The following is a 22,295-nucleotide window of genomic DNA, read 5'->3' on the forward strand; positions in this document are numbered from 1 at the left end:
ACGGTATTTTCCCAGTCTAAACCATATCTTTATCCAAAAACTCCATAACTTGATTCATATCTAATTTTGATGAAATTTCCCTTGGGAGCTCCTTATCAAAATTTAGGTAAATTTCTCTTTTCAAATAATATTCTTCATAGCTATCAGCATATGTTTCATAACGTGGGGCAAAATATAGTTTCAAAGTTGGTAATTTTTGATCATCCCATCTTTGTTTGCCACGGCTATATAGAAACAATTTGCCCAATGTATAGAGTCGTCCAACCTGTTGCCGCATCCCTCTAAAAACCGCATAGGTTTGAAAATAGGACTGCCATTTAACGAGATCTTCAACAGCTTTAGTTTTGTGAGTCTGTGAGACATAGCGATTAATAATATTAACTAGATCCGTCTTCTTTTTTACCACAACTTCTTTCTTCCATCTCCAAGTCCAGCTAAAGGGTTTACTTGGAGTTCTATAAAATTTGTCAGAATGTGATTTGTATTTCTTATGAGTCATTCGAACCAATTCTGCTGAACATCCAGAAAAATCTAATTCTAGATAAGGTTTAGACATGACAAATTTAAAACATTCATCATCATTAAAGTACCTGTGGATTAGATCAGTTTCAGCGATAATATTTTCTTTAGAAAAAGACAATGCTTCCATTTCAAAGATTTTATCTTTGCCGATTTGCTCTTGTTGTTCATTAGCGTGAATTGGCTGTTTACTATGTCTATGACTATTAGGCGTGGTGATTAATAAAATAAAAAGCCATCTATTTTCATACATCACATCTTGAACAATCAGATCTGCAATCGGCTTTCCTGTTTTCAGTCGATAATTCCTTTGCCGACTCGTTAAATTTAGGTCATATCTGTCCGTTAGTTTCTCGATGAGTTTCTTAATGTTGGTTGTTGAGCCAATACCATTATCAATACTAAATGATGAGTAAAAGTATGCGCCACGAGTGACTTTGTCCTGAATTTTTTGTGCTGTGTATTTGGTATGAGGGCTGTAATCAATCATTTTTTGTCATCCAACAATACAGTTTAACTGTAAATCAACAATCCACTTTTTCCCTGTGGAATCCCATCTAAGCATTTGTGTCAATCAACAATAGAAATTGTCTCAATTAAGGTGTTTTTACTTTTGAGCTTTGCTCAAAAACCGCTATGGCAAAGCCATAGCTTTATGAATGATCACCTCACTTTGTAAGGTGGCAATTAAGTAGTTCCTAATGACGACACAAACATTATTAGTTAAATTTATATTATTTTAAATTTATTATCAATATTATTGATATTTAAAATTTGATGTACTAATATGAAGTTATCAATCGAATTGTGGACTGACCATCCATCCTTAATTTTCTTCTTTGAAGTTTTGGATGGATTTAAGACCACCATTCAAAACTTTGATACATATTGCCGTGAGTACCTGAACTAACCATTCTTGTACTGCCGATGTAGCGGACTGCTGGGGAAACCTCGCTCGGTACGTTGCAACGGGGGCTGGAGAGCTGCAATGCTCTTCTTCTATCCGTTCATTCAACTTGGATTTAAGAGTTCCTATATGCATTGCATATAAAGTTGTTGGGCGACAAGGACACGGGAGCCTATAAGGAATCTATTCCGAAATGGTCATTTGGTTAGGAATAGCCAGATTAGATTTAAAACTTAGGTTTTGAATTGATACCCTGTTCAAAGTGATACAGTCAGGAGCAGCATAGGATGTGCGATAGTCTCCGTTAATAGCTGAGTGTGTATGCTTGATCGAGGCAAGTGAACAACTTGCGAAAAGTATGCTCATTTCCAATCACGATGGCTGCTGAGAGTACCGTGAGGTACTAGGACTTCGAGCCTAACGGTGGAGAAGTTGGCACCATTTGGCGCAAGCTAAATGGGTCGCTGGATAGCTTAAACGTGTAACGGCATTAATCGATAGATGCTGATTGGAGTGTAAGAGTTTTACCCTTTATAAAGTTGTGTATACATCATATCCCGATAAAACTAAGGAACTACGGTTGGGGGAAACAGGAAGTATGTATGCAAGCGAGAGGATAAACGGTCTGCACATTAAGACACTTTGAAATAACTTGGGAAGCACTGTATGAAGGACTTAAATTGGTTAAAGGTCTGTTAATTTATACAGTGTGGGAGCGATGGCAAGTAGCGCATATAAAGCAGGTTCTACCTGTGGAAGTTGTGATACAGATCTTCATTAAAAAGAACTGTATTAAGTGAGATAGCTAGCTTAAAGCGAATCCTAAAACAGTCTGATTGATCAGATTGCTCACTGCGAAAGCTTGAGTCGGCACATATGAAAATATGTTCGGCAATATGTTAGAAGAAGGTTAAGGGAATACTTGGTCGTATTCCTATGTTTGAGCTTGGTCGCTCAAACTAGACCATGATTGATGAAGTATGAGTATTCTTAAGTTTGGTCACTGAAGAAATATTGCTTATACGGAGTTGCTAGGTTCTTTTTAATCTAGCTAATGTTCACACGGACATGAAAAATATAAGTGTCTCGCTCTTCCATCTTAGGCGAGAAAAAACTAAATCCCCGATTTAGAAATTTGAAGTGGAATATGGCTTAAGTCAGCATGAAAAAATTGAGCAGCCAATAAAGGCGTAAGAATTTGCACAAGAAAGTGCATTAAAAATCACTATAAGGCTCGATTTCATTTGGAACGAGCCTTGTTTTTTCATGTATTATTTACTCAAATAAAGATAAAATGTATGGTGCTTTGTATGGTTGATTTTTTTAATTAATTAAAATTATTTAAAATCAATGCATTATCATTACAGTTTAGTAGACGCCACCCCACCAAATTCTTAAATTCATATGAAGTTACATAACTAAATATGACTTAAAAAGCCTTAAACATCAGTGTTTAAGGCTTTTTTTATGCATATACATAAATAGTGACGAATATGTATATAGTCAAACCGTTTAATTACCCATACACTCGTTAAAGAAACGACTAAAAAGCTTATCTATTGAGTTAACCAACCATTTTTTCCTTTTGCTTTCACCCATGCCCACATTTTTTCAATAGGATTAAGGTCAGGACTATACGGTGGTAACCAAAGTATTTGATGTCCATGTTGGGTTAATAGATCTTGTATATCTTGTCGTTTATGGAAGGCTGCATTGTCCATGACTATTACACTATTCGAGGGTAATTCTGGTAATAAAAACTGATCTACCCAAAAATAAAATACATCCGAATTTACTTTGCTATCAAATAAACCCACTGCAAATAACTTACCCTCATGGATTGCTCCTATTGCATTGGTTTGATTTTTTAATTGCCAATTATATGTTCCATAACAAGGAGTTCCCTGTTTTGAATAACCATAAGGTCTATGTTCATGAGATTTAAATCCACTTTCATCAAGATAGATGATCGGGTGTTGATACCTTAATCGGTTTAAATCTTTTAAATACTGTTCTCTGAGTTCTGTTTTTGCTTTCGGGTGCCGTAAGGTCTTTTTTTAACTGTGATTTTTAGACGCTTGAGCGCATCTCCAATGGTAGAAGTACCACAACCAAAACGAGCAGCGCGTTCATATTGATAATCATCAGGATATTGCTCAACATCTGCACGTAAGGCATCATCATCAACTTTAGATGGTTTTCTTGGCCGAGTTCTTTTTATTTCGATTCGCTTTTTCCATTCGACAATTGTATTTTTATTAATTTCGAAGTGCTGAGCAACCGCTCGGATAGATTGACCTTCTTCAAGCTTGGCTAATATTTTCTTTCTAAAATGTATTGGATAACTCATATCGGTATTGTATGGGTTTTTGGCGTGCTGACTATACAACTTCAAGAGAAATAATAAATATAACTTTCATTTCAACCATCTAGGTTCAAATCCACTTTTAGGGCTTGAGCTTTTTTTTATTGGGGCGATTCGTCCCCAAATGTCCCACCAAAAAATAAAACAACCGCATTTGAATCATTCAAACGCGGTTTGATTTTTAACATCCATGGTTCAGTAAACTAATCCCATCGGCATCCTACTTAGTCAAAATCTTGCTTAATATTCATAGCCATTATGGATTGACCATTTCTGCAATTTGCCATAATAGATTTCATCATTAAACAGCAGACCTGCTTTAGATGCAGCATTACTTTCTTCGGTTGGGCAGAAACCGTCATCACAATCGGCATCAACAACCCAGCAACCACGCACAAATAATACTTTATTGCCTTCTTGCTCCAATTGTTTCTGTACGCGATCAATTGCTTCATACAGGTGATCTGCACCTAAATATGCGGTCAAATACGCATAAGAGCCTGTTTCATCGGAAGCTTTACGGAACTCAACACCCACACAAAATAAATGTTTTTTCATTCTAGGCTCCTTGTCATTTTATACAACTAAACTAATCTTTAATTTGGTCTAGGTCTAGTGCTTTTTCTTACACTTAACAATACGTTACCTATTCAGCATATTGCAGTTCAGACTAAAAACCGAATATGCCAAAATCAGACTTAAGCTTTAATCGCTGTATGAAGGACGCGTCGCTTTGCTTTGATCTGCATATTCATAAATGGTGTCTAAATCTTTTTGAATGGCAGCCGCAACTCGGCTAGGCATCAACTGATTCAGTTTGACAAAGACTTTTTCAGGATACCCGACCTGATAGGATTGACGCGCTGTGTGCAAAAACTGATACAGCTCTTGCGCTACACATTCAGGTGAATCTACTTTTGTACCCAGTTTGCTATTCATTTCAATCACATCGGGATTGTTCATACTGGTATGGGTCGCGCGTGGTGAGAAATATCTAAAACGAATGGCGGTCTGACTATACTCTCGCGCCAACGCTTCAGTTGCACCACGCAAAGCAAACTTACTCGCGCAATAACTCACATAGCCAGGATAGCCGATACTGCCAAACGTCGAGCCGATATTGATGATCTGACTCGGCTGACTGTCCGACATATAGGGAATCACGTCCTGAATCAATTGCAGTGCATAAGCCACATTGACTAATAGCATTTGCTCAATGGTATCCTGTGATTGCTGCGCAAACAAACAAAAATCATTCATGCCTGCATTGTGAATATAGTAATGAATTGGCTGTTTTAATGCGGCAAGTGCCTGAATAAAATCATGACGACTGCTGGCATCAGTTAAGTCACAACGCAGACTGTGTAATTGCAACTGAGGATGCTGCTGCGCCAGACTTTGCCCTAGTTGTTGCAAGGTGTCTTGCTTACGCCCAACTAAAATTAAGTTTAAGCCTTTGTCTGCAAAATGATGCGCAATCGCATGACCAATCCCGCCTGTTGCCCCGAAAATCACCGCAGTTAAATTTGACATAAAAGATACTCTCAATTTTAAGATATTCGATACAACTCAATTATAAAAAGGCAGGATTCAGTCCCAAGCCCATACAAATATAGAGTTTACGATCTTCTAATGGCACCAATATTTCACGTCTGCCATGCATAAAGCGCTTATTGTCAATGAGCACCACATCACCATCTTGCCAGTCAATTTCTGAGGTTTCACGCTCGCAACGTTCTGCCAGTTCTTCCAATAATTCTGCTTCGATTTCGCTGCCATCGGCAAAGTAAAAATGCGGCTTTTCGTAATTATAAGAAGGCCCCAGCAAGGTGTTGGCAAAGGCAGGCACGGCTTTTAAATTGTCATGGCGAATCATCGGCATGCTCAAATCATACTGCACACCTTCATCATGCGCAGGGCGAATCCGTTGTCCAGGAATCATCTCAATAAAATGAGCGAATTCCTGCTGCCCGACCTGTGCAGCATCGGCAATATTGAGTGCAGTTGCCACATACTTTTGCCACATTACTTTGGGTAAGTAACGGCTGATGGTCATGGGTTCAGCAAATTTCTGCTTCAGTGTGTCAGGCAGTTTTTTCCATACCTCATGTCCATCACATAAAGTAGTCTGCGAACCACGCGAAGCACTTTTTTCACTAAAAAAAGCAATGATGTCAGGCGGCATTGGGGTTGAGCCATTTTCAATATGCAGCCCCATTGCCTGCGTACCTGCATCTACTTTTTGCGATTGTCTAGTTACATTTTCACGTGCAGGGTCATAGGTCAGCTTTTGGCAAATATTGCTCATCAGCCGACTAAACGCATTCACATCATAATGTTCATTTCTGAGTAAAACCCAACCGTGTTCCACCAAACGATCTTTAATTTGTTGTGGTAAATGTTTGAATTGCTGTTGTGCAATATTCATGTGATTTCTCTCTATCTCTATTGATGACTGACAGGTTGATGTCTATCTGTGAAACATCTTCAAGATCAGCCATTTAATACGTTGTAGGATGCGCCAAAGCTGTCTGATACTGTTGCTGAATGATTGCTCTACGCAATTTTCCGTTATCGGTTAACATCTGATTATTTAAAGAAAAAGGTTGTGCGGCACGGCACCAGTGTTTAATTTGGGCATAATCAGGCATGCGGGTATTGGCACGATAAATCGCGGCTGCCAATTGCGCATCTGAACGATGTTCTGTGGCATAAATCACTGCAGATAATGACGGCTGTGCTTCACCAAACACGGCAATCTGCTGAATTTCGGGTTCATTCAAACTGTTCGATTCAACCCATTCTGGTGAAATATTGCGCCCAAAACTGCTGACAATAATTTGCTTGATACGTCCCGTAATATATAAATAGCCATCTTCATCAAAATAACCTGCATCGCCTGTGTGAATATCGGCTGATACCACATCCTGCTCACGGCCAAGTTCATGCATATATCCCAACATGGCATTGCCTTTAACTACCACTTCTTGATTGGCAGCAATTTCGACTTGAACATGCGGCAATACACGTCCAACACTGCCAATTCTGCGAGCTTCCGGCAGGTTTAAACTCACAACAGATGCACATTCAGACAGACCATAACCTTCATAAACAGGTAAATTGAATTGCTGACACTGCTTGAGTAAATCTGCAGACACTTTGCCGCCACCCACAGCAATAAACTTCAAAGTGCGTAAGCCCGCATCTCCGTGTTGATGGATATATTCCACAATAGCTTTGAGCATTTGCGGCAATAAAATCACACTTTCAATGCGATATTGCTGTACGGCATCGACAAAGCGAGAAACATCAAACTCATGGTTAGACAGCAAACCAAACTGGCTGACTTCAGCCACCACCACTGCACGTCCCATGTGAAAAGGCACATACACGCCTGCGATATTTTCAAGCAATGTTGCAAATGGAATTAGACACAAATGCCGCCCAAGCTGGCTGCTTTGTAATGCCTGACTTAAAGAGTGCGTAATTGAATTGATGGTAGCTTCTGCCAAACACACACCTTTGGGTGTACCTGTACTACCCGAGGTATAGGTGATTTTTGTAGGCTGCTCAGCAGAATTTGGGGATAAATGCAGTTTTGCTGTTTCAACGCTTAGACGAAACAACTGCCCTTGATATAAATCTGATGGCGGCAAAAACTGCGCATGAACTGCATGAATTACTTCCAACAAAGCTTCGGGGATAGCTGTATTTCCAATAGCCGAGTTAAGATTGGACGGAGTATCGCCTTGTGTGGTATCTGTCAAAATACACAGCAACTCCGCTTGGCTGTCATGCAGTAAATGTTGCACTTGTGCAGCAGTAAAAAATAAAGGCACAGGAATGACTGTCATTGCAGCTATACGCGCGGCTAAATCGACCACAATCCAATCGGCCTGATTCACACCCCACAATGCCAAACGCTGTACTTGATAAGTCGCCAATTCTGCACTGAGCAACTCCACCCGTTGTTGTAATGTGGCATAACTCAGTGTGGTTTGTGCCGTCACAATGGCTTCACGTTCAGGGTCTATTTGGGCATAGTAATTCAGGTTTTCAAACAACTCATTCATCTTTCAATTTCCACCTTTCTGCATGACCTTAGGCATAAAAACAATATTGCTGTTGCGTGACCGCCAACGCTGCTGCAACGTCAATCGCCAGTACATAAGGCTTCTGTTGGTAATAACTGCCCCATTGATGCCGCGGATCACCCAATGCTTCAGGGTTGGCTTTTTCTATTACCTGAAAATGCAGTCCCATTTGGTGTAACACATAGCGCACCGCTGCTGTTCCTGTGCAAACTGCCCACGACACATTGTTCTGCGATAAATGAAACACCAAAAAAGCCACCATCAATTTGGCTTTGCTTATGTCTTGCGCGGCCAAATTACCAATTTCAACTATCTGCGCGCGCGTTACAGGCACTTGGCTCAATTGGGTTAAAATGATTTCAATGGGCGCATCTAAATACTGTTCCAAAAAGGCTTGGTTCTCGCCCAATGGCTGCATGCCAATCACCACTTGCATGTCGTGGTTTACATAACCCGCAAATAAGGTATCTGAAAAAGTATTTATGGATGCCTGATGGACTTTTTGGTATTTATCTCGAATAAAATGCTCTAGTTCCAAGCGTTGTTCGCTAGCATCTCGGCTCACCGTTGTCACATTTAAATGTTGTGCTGTTGTCTGTGCTTGAATCACCGAGGCATAGCTGTGTAATACATCTAAATGTGGCTGTTCTAGGTTCAACTGTTTTGAGTTCGTTTGTGGTTTATACGGCTGCGCTACAGACGCATATCCGATAAATTGTTTTTTATTTTTTTTCTGATGGAAATTCTCATCCAGAAAATGCGTTTGACTGGATGATTGAGCATCAAAATTAAATTTGATCATGTGCATCACATTGGATATAAAATAAATCAATGCTCAAGATAGAAATCTAAACTTAAAGAAAACTTAAGTCGCTACAAACTGTCACAATTCAAAAATTTTTTTATGCACACAAAAAAAGGAGCTGATTACTCAACTCCTTAGATATCTAAAACAATAGGCAAAACACAATTGTTCGCGCCCTAGCTTAGATTTTAATAGGCATAAGACGCTATTGCCGTTGCAATGGGTTTATCTTCATCATTCACCATCGTCATTCGCATAGTGCAACCTTTACGCCCTAAACGTAAAGTTTCCGCACGGGCAATAAAATACTTGCCACGTCCTGGCGCTAAATAATCCACCCGCATATCTACCGTAGCCAAACGGGTGACTTTTTTTATGGTGTCGGGCAAATTATCAGGTTTACTACTTTTATATAACTCACCCATCGCCACAATACCGCCCACACTATCCAAAATGGTTGCAGCAACACCACCATGTAAAATTTGAAATGCCACATTGCCTACCATATACGGTTGCATCTCAATATATGCTTCAATTTGACCATCTACCACACGCATGCTCATGCCATTGTGTTGAAAAAATGGCGATCCATTAAATGCATTGACCAATTGTCTTAGCACGATCTCAATATCGACTTTCGCGCCTAAATGTATATTCCCAGTCCAATTTTTCTCTGCATTACTCATAACGTGCCCAAAAGTCCAAACAACTCAATTTACCAACAATAAAAAAAAGCCAATGTATGCCCAAATGAAATTTAAGGGGCTACAATAGTTGTCTAGTTTAATACCGATCAGTGAGATTTTTATGACCTATACGTTCAATCGCCCTGCATTTCCTGCCACTCGTATGCGTCGTATCCGTAAAAATGATCAATTACGCGCCATGGTGCGCGAAACTCACTTAAGCACAGATCACTTGATTTATCCTGTATTTGTTTTACCAGGACAAAATCAAACCCAAGATATCCCAAGCATGCCCAACATTCAGCGTTTATCGGCAGACCTATTACTCAAAAAAGCCGAGCGTTTAATGCAACTAGGTGTATCTAAACTGGCCTTATTTCCAGTCACGCCACAAGAAGATAAAAGCTTAAACGCAGAAGCGGCATGGCGTGAAGATGGCTTGGTGCAAAACACACTACGCCTGCTAAAAAAAGAATTGCCAGAGATGGTACTGATTACCGATGGTGCACTCGATCCATACACCACGCATGGTCAAGATGGCATTATTGATGACACAGGCTATGTACTGAATGATGAAACCGTTGAATGTCTAATTAAACAGGCTTTAAGCCATGCCGAAGCGGGTGCAGATGTCGTTGCGCCAAGTGACATGATGGATGGTCGTATTGGGGCGATTCGTCAGGCGCTCGAAAGCAACGGGCATATTTATACCTCTATCATGGCCTACTCTGCCAAATACGCTTCTAGCTTTTACGGTCCTTTCCGTGATGCCGTTGGTTCTTCTAGCAACCTGAAAGGCGGCAACAAATACAATTATCAAATGGATATTGGCAACCGTGCCGAAGCCTTGCATGAAATTGCACTAGATATTCAAGAAGGTGCAGACATGGTGATTGTAAAACCAGGCATGCCTTATTTAGACATTGTACGTGAAGTGAAAGATAACTTTGGTGTGCCCACCTTTGTCTATCAAGTGAGTGGTGAATACGCCATGCTTGCTGCAGCGATTCAAAATGGCTGGTTGTCGGACAGCGTGATTATTGAATCGCTGATGAGTTGCCGCCGTGCAGGTGCAGATGGTATTTGGACGTATTTTGCCGAAGAAGCAGCACTCAAACTTAAAAATATGGCATAAAACAGAGGCTTTCATGCACATCGCAATTATTGGTGCAGGCATCAGCGGTTTGTTGTCTGCACTCGAACTGGTAGAGCAAGGTTGCTCTATCAGTATTTTTGATCAACAACAGGCAGCACAAGCCGCATCATGGGCAGGGAGTGGAATTCTATCTCCCATGTATCCGTGGCGTTATCCTCAAGCGGTCAATGACTTAGCTCAATTTGCCAAACTACAGTACCAAGCATGGAATGAAAAACTCAAACCCATCACAGGCATTGATTTTGAAATCCATGAAACAGGCATGCTGATTTTTGATGAAGATGATTTTGAAATTGGTTTAAATTATGCCGAGCGTCATCACGAACCGATGCAGCAAGCCGAATATCTGAATCGGGAACAGCTCGAACAAATTAACCCGCATATCCATCCTAAATTTAAACAGGCTCTGTATTTTTCACAGCTTGCCAATGTGCGCAATCCACGTTTATTACAATCGCTCACGCAATATTTAAAACAACATCCGCGCGTGCGTTTTTTTGAACACTGTCCAATTCACCAATTTCAGATCATTGAAAATCGTATTCAAGCCATTCAATCTGCCGATGGCCGCTTACATCAAGCAGATCATATCGTGCTTGCAACAGGTGCATGGTCACAGCAATCGGCGACGCAACTGGGTTTAGAGATTCCTATACAGCCTGTGCAGGGGCAAATTGTATTGTTTAAAACCCCTGCACAATGGTTACCCAGCATGTGCATGAACAAGGTGATGTACTTGATTCCACGTCAAGATGGCCATGTGCTCTGCGGTTCAAGTATGCGTCATGTTGGTTTTGATACTTGCCCTGACCCACAAATTAAGCAGGATATTTTAAGTGCCTGTTTTGAAATGGTGCCTGAACTGGCACAATTCCCTATTGTGAAACAATGGGCGGGTTTACGTCCAGGCTCGCCTACAGGTGTGCCGTATATCGGCAAAGTACCAAACTTGAATAATGTTTGGGTGAATTTCGGACACTTCCGTAATGGCTTATGTATGGGCACTGCTTCAGCGCAGTTATTAAGACAGCTCATGCTTGGGCAAGAGACAATTGTTGATCCTGCTGCTTATGATCCAAAACAGTTACAGCCAACTTCTATCAATGCATAATGTTCAGCATCATCCTCCGTTTACGTAGAGGATGATGCACCCAGACAAGCCGCTAGCGCCTGTTCAAGTTTTGGATATTGAAAGTAATAGCCCGCGTGTTCTAACGCTTGTGGTTTGACATATTGCCCATTGAGCACCAATTGTGATTGCTCGCCCAATAGCCAACGTAAAACAAAAGCAGGTAACACAAAAAATGGACGACGCTTTAAAAGCCGAGCTGCTGTTTTGGCAAAGTCCTGCTGACTGGTTTTTTCAGGTGCAACGACATTCAGAATTTTGGCGTCTACAGTTTGCGTCATTAACCAGTGAATGACCTGTAAAACATCTTGTATATGCACCCATGCAACAGGCTGCCGTCCATGCCCAATCCGCCCGACGGCATTTAAACGAATTGGTAATAACATTTGCGGTAAAATGCCGCCACCGCGTCCAAACACCACGCCCAAGCGCATAATTTTGGTATTTTGCTGGCTGAAGCTTAATGCAGCCTGTTCCCATTGCTGGCACAACTGCGACATAAAAATATCTTGTGCTGCACTGTGCTCGGTACACAATCCTAGCCATTGTTCCTGTGGATCAATTCCGTAATACCCCACAGCCGAGCCTGAAATAATACACTTTGGAAAAATACGGCGCTTTTCAAGATATTGATATAAGTGCAGTGTGGTCTGAACTCGACTATCAAGCAATTTTTGTTTGCGTGCTGCTGTCCATCTGCCCTGCCCAATACTTTCTCCCGCCAAATTAATTACATAATCAATTTGGTCGGTGTCGAGTTCATCTAACTGCTGAATCCAGCGTAATTGTGGATGTTTGGATACTCGATTAGGCTGTCGGGTTAGCCCCACCACCCGATAATCCTGTTGCAATAAAAATGGCAACAACTGTGAACCAATAAAACCACTTGCCCCTGTTACCAGTACCAAAGGTTTATGCATCTTCCAGTCTCAGCATGAGAAAAAATATACTGTTAGCTATACGTGATTAAGGCTGAATATTCAAGTCTGAGCAAATCACCACATCATGACTAATCATGTATATTTAAATAAAATCAGTCACACATAACTATTTTTGCAAGCCAAACATTTTAACTGCCATACGCTGAGCCTGTTTGCCATAAAACCAATAGGTCAGCAAATACAATGGAATTGCGATCAATACGAACATGATCACTACCACGCTCATAAATTGCGGCTGTTGTACATACTGTAAAAAATCTTGCCAAATGCTGGGGTTTTGGCGAGAAAATATGGCCAAACCTAATAATAAAAATGCCAAGTTATAGCCCCAAAAAATCAGGCTAAATCCTAAAGTAAATGTCTTACGTTCCTTGTCATTCGGTGCGCGGCGTTGTTGTTTTAAAAACTTATACAGCACTAAAATCATGGCAACCAAATAAGGCACCGCAGTTAAAATCCCACCCACACCCGCAGGTAATAATGCAGCCAACACGCCACAAATACAGGTCATCACAAAGCAATATAAGAAAAACCAGAGAAAATAACGGCTTAGCGATACCATGAAGATAACTCAGACAAAAGATTCATCTTAGTATAAAAAAAAATGATTTTTTTTTCATGAAATTGTCAACCGAATACAAAAGCCTGACGTTAAATAGGCTACAAGGTCACAACAACCGTTAATGTGTATGGCATCCACAATATTTTCGGTGACCTACTAAAGCAATAAATCGCATACAGTCATGCTTTGAACATCAGCCCAAGCTTTACTGTATCGCAAGTTTTTTTGACCGACGATTTCATCATCACTCGAATCGTCGGTCTTTATTTTTTAAGGTCTTTTTTATATCAAATATCTAGCATCTGTATTTTATCTTCCCTAATTTTCTATACAGATCACGACATTTTTTTGCCCTTATTTTTAAAACTCATGCGACCTAAATTGTCGTTTTAAAAGCAGAAAACTATTTTTTCGCCACAGTGTTACGCTCGATTATGTTAAGTTATCCTATAATTCAACATCAAGATTGGAACACCTATGGCTGTTCATTTTTTACATACTTCTGATTGGCATTTGGGACAATTTTTCCATCACCATGAACGTGAATATGAACATACTGCATTTTTGAATTGGCTCTTAACTCAAATTAAAAGCAAACAGCCGAATGCCCTGCTCATTGCAGGCGATATTTTTGATGTAGTGAATCCTGCTTCGAGCGCTCAAAAACAACTCTATCAATTCCTCACCGATGCGCATGCGCTTGCCCCACACATGCGAACCTTAATGATTGCTGGTAATCATGACTCTGGATATCGCATTGAGCAAGTTGAACCCTTTTTGGATCGTTTCAATGCCAAAGCTGTTGGTGTAATTGGCAAAACAGCCGAGCAAAAATTAGATTTAGATAAACTCTTAGTGCCTATTTATGACGCTGCGCAAAATATTGTGGCGTGGTGTCTGACTCTACCCTATTTACGCAGTGCAGAAATTACTGGCTTAAATGAGCATAGCAGTGACAATCAATCTGCGGTCGCTTATTTGCATCAACAACTCATTGCAGAAGCCAAAGTCCGTAAACAGCCCGATCAAGCTTTGATTTTAATGTCACATGCGCACATGCAAGGCGGCGAAACCTCCGACTCAGAACGCCCAATTGTAGTGGGGAATGAAGAAGCGTTATCGACTGCGCTGTTTGATGAGGTGATTGACTATGTCGCACTAGGACACTTACACAAACCGCAACAGGTTGGACAGCCACACATTCGCTATAGCGGTTCACCCATCCCCTTATCATTTAGCGAGCTGAATTATAAACACCAAGTTCTTGAGGTCAGAATTGACCCGTTGCAGGCAGATGCACAGCGTTTCCAATATGAAAGCTTGCTTATTCCACGCACGGTAGAGCTGCTTCGGATTCGCTGCGAACTTTCTGAATTAATTACTGAACTAAATCAATTACCAAAAGATGAAATTGCAGAAGTCTGCGCACGGCATTTTTTAGAAATTGAATATGTCAGCGATGCACCACCACCCATTGATTTACGTCAACAAATTGAACAGGCACTACCTGCCAACCGCTATCGTTTACTGCGCATTGCAAGACGCTTTCAAAATAGTGAAAACTCCAACTTGCAACAATCAAAAATTGATTTAGAACCGCCAACGCCTGAAAAATTATTTTTAGATTTATGGGAAAAAATGGGCTATCAACCTGATCCAGAAGTAAGCCAAGATTTTTTACAGCTTTTGGCCGAAGCCCAACAAGAACTTGATCTGAATAAAGCTTAAGGATTTGCCATGAAAATTTTACGTTTAAGTTTAAATAATTTGGCATCTTTGGCAGGCACCCATGTCATCAATTTTGAAGATGAGCCATTGGCACAGGCAGGTTTAATTGCAATTACGGGCAAAACGGGTGCAGGTAAATCGACTTTGCTCGATGCCATGTGTTTGGCACTTTATGATGAAATTCCACGTTTAAGAGGTGCTACAGGCAGCCTGACTGATACCGCAGGCAAAGAGATTTCCTTAAAAGACTCAAAACACATTTTACGTCGTGGCACGACTTCTGGCTTTGCAGAACTTGAATTTATCGCGCTCGATCAAAAACGCTATTCGGCACGTTGGCAAATACGCCGTGCGCACAACAAAGTAGATGGTAACTTAAAAGTTGAACGTGCCATTACCTGCCTAGATGAGCAACGGGTTTTAAATCAAAAAATTTCTGAAGCTACGCCAATTGTAGAGCAGTTGATTGGCCTTAGTTTTGAGCAGTTCACTCGAGCAGTCTTATTGGCACAATCGGAAGTGGGTGCATTTCTCAAAGCCAAAGACCATGAACGGGCAGATTTACTCGAATATTTAACCAATTCGCAAATTTTTACAGAAGTCAGTAAACGTGCAGCCGTTAAGTTTAGTGAAATTAAACAAAAACGGACAGATCTTGAAAATGTCATGGGGCATGTGGTGCTCCTCAGCGAGGAAACACTGAAAGGCTTAGAAGTCCAAAAACATGAACTGAGTCAGCAGTTAGCTTTACTGACCCAAACCGAAAAACTGTATGAAAATGATGTGAAATGGCACAAAGATTGCCATGAACTCTATGCCAGCACCCAAGCTAAAAAAGAAATATACGATGTTCAAGTCGATGCCGATCTTAAACTCGCCTCGCAAAAACAATTGCTCAGACATTTAGATGAATTTCAAACTATCCGTGAGCAATTTGTGTTACGTCAGCAAGCGGATACCGAGCTAAAAAACCTGAATCAGCAGCTTTTGAAATTTGAACCAAACTTGCAACAAGCTGAACTCGCACAACAGCAAGCGATGAGTCAGCAACAGCAAGCGGAGAAAGAACTTCAAGCATGGCAGCAACATGTAGAGCAATTGAAGCCACAACTTGAAATTGCGGCACAGTTACAACATGAAATTTCCAGCAAACTCCAGCAATATACCGCTTTGGATGCCGCACAAAAATTATTTTTAGCGCAGCAAATTCAGCCTGTACAAAATGACTTAAACCAACTGACCGCTCAACTTGCGACTGAGCAACAACAACAGCAACACTTACAGCAACAATTCAAACAGACTGCTGCATGGGCAAATTTTGATGAAAACTTAGCCCTTACGCTGCAACGTCTACAAGATTATTTGCAGCTTGAACAGCAACTGCGTCAGCAAAACCCAGAGCTGTTCCAATCGGCATTAGATACCTTAATTGAGCAACAACAACATACACAACAACAACTTTTGGTTTGGGAAAAACAATATCAACACCCTGAACAACTTGAGCAGCAACTCACGGCAGAGCAACAGCAATTACAATATACTTTAAAGAGTGTGCATGTTTTAGAACGCTTGCAGCAAGCACTTGAACAATGGCAACAACAGACCACTTTATTTGAGCAATTACAACAGCGTCAGCAAGAAACTTTAAGCTTGCAACAGCAGACACAGGCTCAAATTCAAACCCAACAGCAGCAAGTACAAATTACTGAACAAGCCTTGCAACAATTACAGCAAATCTTTGAACAGCAGCGTTTATTACAGCATCAAAGTGTGCAGGATTTACGTTCCCAACTGAAACCGAATGAAGCGTGTATGGTCTGCGGTAGCCATGAACATCCGTTTATTCAACATGAAAACTTACTCAGTGACGCTTTAAACCAATTGCAGGATCAGCAATTGCAGCAGGCCAAAACTGAATTTGAGCATGCGCAAAAACAGTTACAGCAATTGGAGCGTGATTGCAGTCAACACAATGCAACTTATCAGCAACAACAACAACGTAAACTTGAGCTGCAACAGCAACTTGAGCAACAGCAGACATTGGTACAACAGCTTACAGCGTCCTTATCATTAGATGTGGATGCGGCGCTGCCTGTTGCTAAGCAAATTGAAAGCGTGCAGCAACATTGGGCAACCACATATCAGTCCACTCAACACTTGCAGCAGAGCATTCAACAGGCAAACGACACCCTAAAACAATGGCGCAATGCTGCACAGCAGGCAGAACAACTCAAATATGCTATTCAACAGCGCCAAGACCTTGCACAGCGTTTACAGCCTATTTTGTCACTTTTAGATGCAGAACAAAAACTTGCTTGGCTCAATCAACCGATTGAATACTATCAAGATGCCTTGCAACAGTTAGAGCAACGTCATCACTTACAGCAGCAGCAAGTTCAACTGAGCAAAACGATAGAACAACTGACTCAACAACAGCAGCAAGTGCAAGAAAAGTTGCTATTTTTACAACAGCAACATGCCGAGAAAACCCAACAACTGCAGCACATTAAAACTGCAGGCAGTGAGTTACGTGATCAAATTAAGCAACTGACAAAAACCCATGCGGGATGCGAATATCAGACCTATCAAGAATGGCAGCAGGCTTTAGATCAGCAACAACAGCAACTCAGTCTTGCACTTAACACACAACGCACCGTACTTCGCCAAGCAGAACAGGTGTTAAATGACTTACAACTACAAAAACATGGTTTGGACAGTAAAATTCAACAGCGCATGCAGCAACACACTGAATGCCAGCAATACATTGCAACGTGGCAAGCGGCACACACGCACTTTCAAGCCAGCGTCATTGATGAATGTTTACAGATTTCTTATGCTGAACATCAGCAAATACGCAAGATGATACAGCAACAGCAAAACAGTTTGGAAAGTGCTAAAACGGCTTGGCAAACGCTAGAAGAACAATATCAAAAGCACTTGAAACAACAGCCGCAACTGACTTTTGACGAGGTCACCACTCAACTTGCTGCACTACAAACAGACAAAGCCAAACAACAGCAAGACTATAATGACATTGAGGCGCAACTACGCATGAATAGCACCAATCAGGGGATTTTTGCAGCCTACCAGACTCAAATTGAAAGTATCAAAGCTGAAGAATATCGTTGGGGACGTATTTACGATTTAATTGGGCATAAAGAAGGGACAAAATTTAAGAAAATTGCCCAAGAACATCACTTGGATATTTTGGTGGAATACGCCAATCAGCAATTACTACCACTCAGTTCGCGTTATCAATTGCATCGTATTCCTGACAGTTTGGGTTTGGCGATTATTGATTTAGACATGAACAGTGAAATTCGCCCTGTTCTATCTTTATCAGGTGGAGAAACCTTTTTAGTTTCTTTAGCGTTAGCACTGGCTATTGCCAATATGGCATCTGGTTCAATGAAGTTGGAATCATTATTTATTGATGAAGGTTTTGGCACACTCGATCCAACTTCCTTACACATGGTGATGAATGCCTTAGACCATCTGCAAAGTCAGGGACGTAAAGTGGTGTTGATTTCGCATATTCAGGAAATGCACGAACGAATTCCTGTGCAAATTCAAGTCAAACCTGTGGGTGCAGGGGCAAGTGAAGTCAATGTAGTGGGTTAAAGCCAATACTGCCTAAAATCTGAAAATTATTTGTCGATTGAAGAATTATTGAGATGACCGTGAGATTTCAGATTTTAGGCTTCCCTGAAGTTGTATTGAATTTATTTTAAAATCACCCACACTTTAAGTACTTAATTTTATGGATATAAAAACGATTATTCTCTTTGTTGTATTGCCCAGTTTAAGTATTATTTTTCTCACGTGGTTAGTACGTTTCCCTAAATTTTGGGTTTTTAAAGCGGTTTTAATTTTTGAAATCCTCCTCACCGTCTGCACTTTAGTCATTGAGTTGGATGCAAGAAAAACACCCGGAAATAGCGGTTGGATCATCATTTTTACAGGCTTCTTTCAGTTCTGTTTTTTGCTATTTTTACTCATTGCCCGTATTCGAATCTGGATAGAAAATAAATCTTGAATGTCCACTTCACCTGTTTACTAGACTTACTAGACGGAAGTGACGCTTTCTAAAAAATAGTAAAGGTGATTAGAAATAATCTACATAAGCCAAAATTTTGACAGCTTTACGACACAAAACTAAAAAAGCCTCGACATCCTGTCGAGGCTTTCTAGATTCAGTTTTTGGTATAACTCCTGTCGTACCAAGCACTTCCGTGTTGTTCTATTTCTTATTCTTCTTATTTAGGAAACTCCCTGTTTCCCGATAAGTTCATAATAAGAAAATCCAGCCTTCAGCACTAGCCGCAAAATTCCGCATTTCGTGTCAGCCAAAACGTACAAGGTAGCGTTTGCTAAATCTAGTCGCTTTTCTAGTGTATTTAAAGCTTAAGCCTTGGAATAGTCACGTGCACCAAACAATGCTGTCCCAATGCGCACCATGGTTGAACCTGCTGCAATTGCAGCATTTAAATCGCCCGACATGCCCATACTCAAAGTATCCCAATCTTCAGGCTGTGCATGTTGTACTTTAACTGCATCAAACAATTGTTTGGCATCCTGAAACGCTTGCGGATGATTGGGCGCAGGAATCACCATCAAACCGCGCAGTTTTAAATGCGGTAATTGGCTGATCTGTTGGACTAACTCTGCGACTTCACTCGGCTGACAACCATCCTTCGTGTCTTGCGCATCAATATTCACTTGCAAACAAATATTCAGGGGCGCTTGTTGAGCATCGCGCTGATTCGATAAACGCTCGGCAATAATTAAACGATCTACCCCATGCACCCATGCAAACTTTTCTGCCAAATGCTTGGTTTTATTGCGTTGCACATGCCCAATAAAGTGCCATTCAATTTCTAAATCACTCAAGGCCTGCATTTTATCCAAAGCTTCTTGCAAATAATTTTCGCCAAAAGCGCGCTGCCCTGTCGCATACATTTCACGCAAGGCGTCACCCGGATGAGTCTTAGACACCGCCAATAATTGCACCGTATTTGGCTCGCGCTGCGCCAACTGACATGCGTGTTGAATTTGTTGCAAAACCTGAGTGCGCATAAGCTGCAGATTATTCATTGATGCATTTCTCATTTCATTCATCTTTTTTTTCCTTGTCCAGCAACTAACAGTTGGTTAAGCTGATGGAAAGCCGTATTATTCTATCAAAATAATTAAGATTTAATTGATCTCGGGGACTTTATGGATATTACAGAATTATTGGCGTTCTCCGCTAAAAATGGCGCTTCGGATTTACACTTATCTGCGGGCATGCCACCACTGATTCGTGTGGATGGTGAAGTTCGTCGTATTAACTTACCAGCATTAGAACATAAAGAAGTACACAAATTGGTGTACGACATTATGAATGATAAACAACGTCGTGATTATGAAGAAAATCTAGAAACGGACTTTTCTTTTGAAGTCCCTGGTGTGGCTCGTTTCCGTGTGAACGCTTTTAACCAAAACCGCGGTGCAGGCGCAGTATTCCGTACCATTCCTTCTAAAGTTTTGACCCTGGAAGATTTAGGCATGGGACAAATCTTTAAAGATATTTGTGAATATCCACGTGGTTTAGTGTTAGTGACAGGCCCAACGGGTTCAGGTAAATCGACCACACTTGCCGCGATGATTGACTTTATTAATGACAATCGCTACGACCACATTCTGACCGTCGAAGACCCAATCGAATTTGTACACCAATCTAAAAAATGTTTGGTCAACCAACGTGAAGTACACCGTGATACGCATGGCTTTAACGAAGCATTACGTTCAGCACTGCGTGAAGACCCTGACATTATTCTAGTGGGTGAAATGCGTGACTTAGAAACCATTCGTTTGGCACTGACGGCTGCCGAAACAGGTCACTTGGTATTTGGTACGCTACACACCACGTCTGCAGCAAAAACCATTGACCGTGTGATTGACGTATTCCCTGCAGAAGAAAAAGACATGGTACGCGCCATGTTATCTGAATCTTTACAAGCCGTCATTTCGCAATCTCTGCTCAAGAAAAATGGCGGTGGACGTGTAGCAGCGTATGAAATCATGATTGGTATTCCTGCGGTGCGTAACTTAATTCGTGAAAACAAAGTAGCTCAAATGTACTCGGCAATTCAGACAGGTGCCAACTACGGTATGACCACCCTCGACCAGAGTTTGAAAAACTTGGTATCGCGCGGTGTAATTAGCCCACAAACGGCTCGTACGGTTGCAAAACAGCCTGAATCATTCTTATAAGTTTAAAATTCGAGATACGCGATGGACTTTAATGATTTACTGAATTTAATGATTCAGCAACAAGCATCAGACTTGTTTATTACAGCCAATGTTGAACCTTCCATGAAAATTCATGGACAAATTGTTCCTGTCGCGAAAAGTAAGCTCACAGGTGAAATTATCGGTCAGTTACTTAACTCAATTATGAGTGAAAAACAGCGTAAGGAATTTGCCGAAACCCGTGAATGTAACTTTGCGATCACCAACCGTGAAAAAACAGCACGTTTTCGTGTCAGCGCATTCCAGCAACGTGATGAGCCAGGCATGGTACTGCGTCGGATTGAAACCAAAATTCCGACCATGGATGACTTGAAACTACCCCCTATTCTCAAAGATTTGGCGATGACCAAGCGTGGCATCATCATTTTTGTAGGCGCAACGGGTACAGGTAAATCGACTTCTTTGGCGTCTATTATTGGTTACCGCAACCAAAATTCTAAAGGTCATATTATTACCATTGAAGACCCAATTGAATTTGTGCATGAACATGCGGGCTGTATTATTACCCAACGTGAAGTCGGGATTGATACCGATTCCTTTGAAGTTGCGTTAAAAAACACCTTACGTCAAGCGCCTGATGTGATTCTAATTGGTGAGATTCGTTCCCGCGAAACCATGGATTATGCCATTGCCTTTGCCGAAACGGGGCATTTGGTATTTGCCACCCTGCACGCCAACAACGCTAACCAAGCCATCGACCGTATTATTCACTTCTTTGACGCAGACCGTCATAACCAATTATTCATGGATTTATCACTAAACCTGAAAGCAATTGTGGCGCAGCAGTTAATTCCAACCATTGATGGCAACTCACGACGTGCTGCGATTGAAATTTTAATTAACTCACCATTAGTTGCAGATTTAATCCGTAAAGGTGATGTGCACGAAATTAAAGACCTAATGAAGCGTTCACGTGAATTGGGTATGCAAACCTTTGACCAAGCTTTATACGACCTCTATAAAGCCAAGCAAATTAGTTATAAAGATGCACTCAAACACGCCGACTCGCCAAACGATTTGCGTCTACAAATCAAACTTGCAGAAGAAGGTGGCGAGCGTTTGTTACATGCAACCTCGAATATAACCTTCGATGGTCAATAACAACGCTT

The 22,295-nt window shown here is 41.1% G+C and carries 18 protein-coding genes and 1 pseudogene; 7 read left to right on the forward strand and 12 right to left on the reverse strand.

Annotation, left to right across the window (positions count from 1 at the left end):
* Positions 1–16: 16 nt before the first annotated feature.
* Entirely contained in the window at positions 17–1,009 is a 993-nt protein-coding gene (locus tag AC0T5Z_RS10090; protein WP_435337779.1) for a hypothetical protein, read from the reverse strand.
* 297 nt (positions 1,010–1,306) lie between these two features.
* On the opposite strand from AC0T5Z_RS10090, the gene AC0T5Z_RS10095 reads away from it, so the two are divergent.
* The gene (locus AC0T5Z_RS10095) at positions 1,307–1,429 is read left to right on the forward strand and encodes a hypothetical protein (protein WP_435337781.1); all 123 of its coding nucleotides are present in this window, start codon (positions 1,307–1,309) and stop codon (positions 1,427–1,429) included.
* Between the two features lie 1,553 nt (positions 1,430–2,982).
* Here the strand turns inward: AC0T5Z_RS10095 and AC0T5Z_RS10100 are convergent.
* From AC0T5Z_RS10100 to AC0T5Z_RS10135, 8 genes and pseudogenes are all read right to left on the reverse strand, one after another.
* A pseudogene (locus AC0T5Z_RS10100) lies at positions 2,983–3,411 on the reverse strand (IS630 family transposase); the annotation flags it as partial.
* Between the two features lie 17 nt (positions 3,412–3,428).
* On the reverse strand, positions 3,429–3,776 hold the full coding sequence (locus AC0T5Z_RS10105; protein ID WP_435337860.1) for an IS630 transposase-related protein: 348 nt from the start codon (positions 3,774–3,776) through the stop codon (positions 3,429–3,431).
* A gap of 255 nt (positions 3,777–4,031) precedes the next feature.
* The gene (locus tag AC0T5Z_RS10110) at positions 4,032–4,349 is read right to left on the reverse strand and encodes a hypothetical protein (protein WP_435337283.1); all 318 of its coding nucleotides are present in this window, start codon (positions 4,347–4,349) and stop codon (positions 4,032–4,034) included.
* A 147-nt stretch (positions 4,350–4,496) separates the two neighbouring features.
* Complete coding sequence (locus AC0T5Z_RS10115) at positions 4,497–5,324, reverse strand: SDR family oxidoreductase (protein WP_435337282.1); 828 nt, start codon at positions 5,322–5,324, stop codon at positions 4,497–4,499.
* A gap of 40 nt (positions 5,325–5,364) precedes the next feature.
* Positions 5,365–6,219, reverse strand: coding sequence for a TauD/TfdA family dioxygenase (locus AC0T5Z_RS10120; RefSeq protein ID WP_435337281.1), 855 nt, complete (start codon positions 6,217–6,219; stop codon positions 5,365–5,367).
* A 73-nt stretch (positions 6,220–6,292) separates the two neighbouring features.
* Entirely contained in the window at positions 6,293–7,864 is a 1,572-nt protein-coding gene (locus AC0T5Z_RS10125; protein ID WP_435337280.1) for an AMP-binding protein, read from the reverse strand.
* 28 nt (positions 7,865–7,892) lie between these two features.
* Positions 7,893–8,687: a thermostable hemolysin gene (locus AC0T5Z_RS10130; protein ID WP_435337279.1), complete on the reverse strand. Its 795-nt coding sequence runs from the start codon at positions 8,685–8,687 to the stop codon at positions 7,893–7,895.
* A gap of 191 nt (positions 8,688–8,878) precedes the next feature.
* Entirely contained in the window at positions 8,879–9,376 is a 498-nt protein-coding gene (locus AC0T5Z_RS10135; protein WP_435337278.1) for a thioesterase family protein, read from the reverse strand.
* 121 nt (positions 9,377–9,497) lie between these two features.
* On the opposite strand from AC0T5Z_RS10135, the gene hemB reads away from it, so the two are divergent.
* Positions 9,498–10,511 carry a porphobilinogen synthase gene (hemB, locus tag AC0T5Z_RS10140; protein ID WP_435337277.1) on the forward strand — a complete coding sequence of 338 codons (1,014 nt, stop codon included), beginning with the start codon at positions 9,498–9,500 and terminating at the stop codon, positions 10,509–10,511.
* A 13-nt stretch (positions 10,512–10,524) separates the two neighbouring features.
* Positions 10,525–11,643: an NAD(P)/FAD-dependent oxidoreductase gene (locus AC0T5Z_RS10145; protein WP_435337276.1), complete on the forward strand. Its 1,119-nt coding sequence runs from the start codon at positions 10,525–10,527 to the stop codon at positions 11,641–11,643.
* A 20-nt stretch (positions 11,644–11,663) separates the two neighbouring features.
* Here the strand turns inward: AC0T5Z_RS10145 and AC0T5Z_RS10150 are convergent, their stop codons facing one another.
* Positions 11,664–12,581 carry a TIGR01777 family oxidoreductase gene (locus AC0T5Z_RS10150; protein ID WP_435337275.1) on the reverse strand — a complete coding sequence of 306 codons (918 nt, stop codon included), beginning with the start codon at positions 12,579–12,581 and terminating at the stop codon, positions 11,664–11,666.
* Positions 12,582–12,708: 127 nt separating this feature from the next.
* Positions 12,709–13,164, reverse strand: coding sequence for an ABZJ_00895 family protein (locus AC0T5Z_RS10155; protein ID WP_435337274.1), 456 nt, complete (start codon positions 13,162–13,164; stop codon positions 12,709–12,711).
* Between the two features lie 477 nt (positions 13,165–13,641).
* On the opposite strand from AC0T5Z_RS10155, the gene AC0T5Z_RS10160 reads away from it, so the two are divergent.
* Entirely contained in the window at positions 13,642–14,892 is a 1,251-nt protein-coding gene (locus AC0T5Z_RS10160) for an exonuclease SbcCD subunit D (RefSeq protein ID WP_435337273.1), read from the forward strand.
* A gap of 9 nt (positions 14,893–14,901) precedes the next feature.
* Positions 14,902–18,513, forward strand: coding sequence for an SbcC/MukB-like Walker B domain-containing protein (locus tag AC0T5Z_RS10165; protein ID WP_435337272.1), 3,612 nt, complete (start codon positions 14,902–14,904; stop codon positions 18,511–18,513).
* A 783-nt stretch (positions 18,514–19,296) separates the two neighbouring features.
* Here AC0T5Z_RS10165 and AC0T5Z_RS10170 read toward each other — a convergent pair.
* A complete protein-coding gene (locus AC0T5Z_RS10170; RefSeq protein ID WP_435337288.1) occupies positions 19,297–19,986 on the reverse strand; it encodes a YggS family pyridoxal phosphate-dependent enzyme in 690 nt (229 codons plus the stop codon).
* Positions 19,987–20,109: 123 nt separating this feature from the next.
* On the opposite strand from AC0T5Z_RS10170, the gene AC0T5Z_RS10175 reads away from it, so the two are divergent.
* Together AC0T5Z_RS10175 and AC0T5Z_RS10180 are read left to right on the forward strand one after the other, a co-directional pair.
* Entirely contained in the window at positions 20,110–21,147 is a 1,038-nt protein-coding gene (locus tag AC0T5Z_RS10175) for a type IV pilus twitching motility protein PilT (protein WP_180192401.1), read from the forward strand.
* A 21-nt stretch (positions 21,148–21,168) separates the two neighbouring features.
* Positions 21,169–22,287, forward strand: coding sequence for a PilT/PilU family type 4a pilus ATPase (locus AC0T5Z_RS10180; protein WP_435337270.1), 1,119 nt, complete (start codon positions 21,169–21,171; stop codon positions 22,285–22,287).
* The last annotated feature ends 8 nt before the right edge of the window (positions 22,288–22,295 follow it).

Source organism: Acinetobacter pengchengensis (assembly GCF_982235305.1).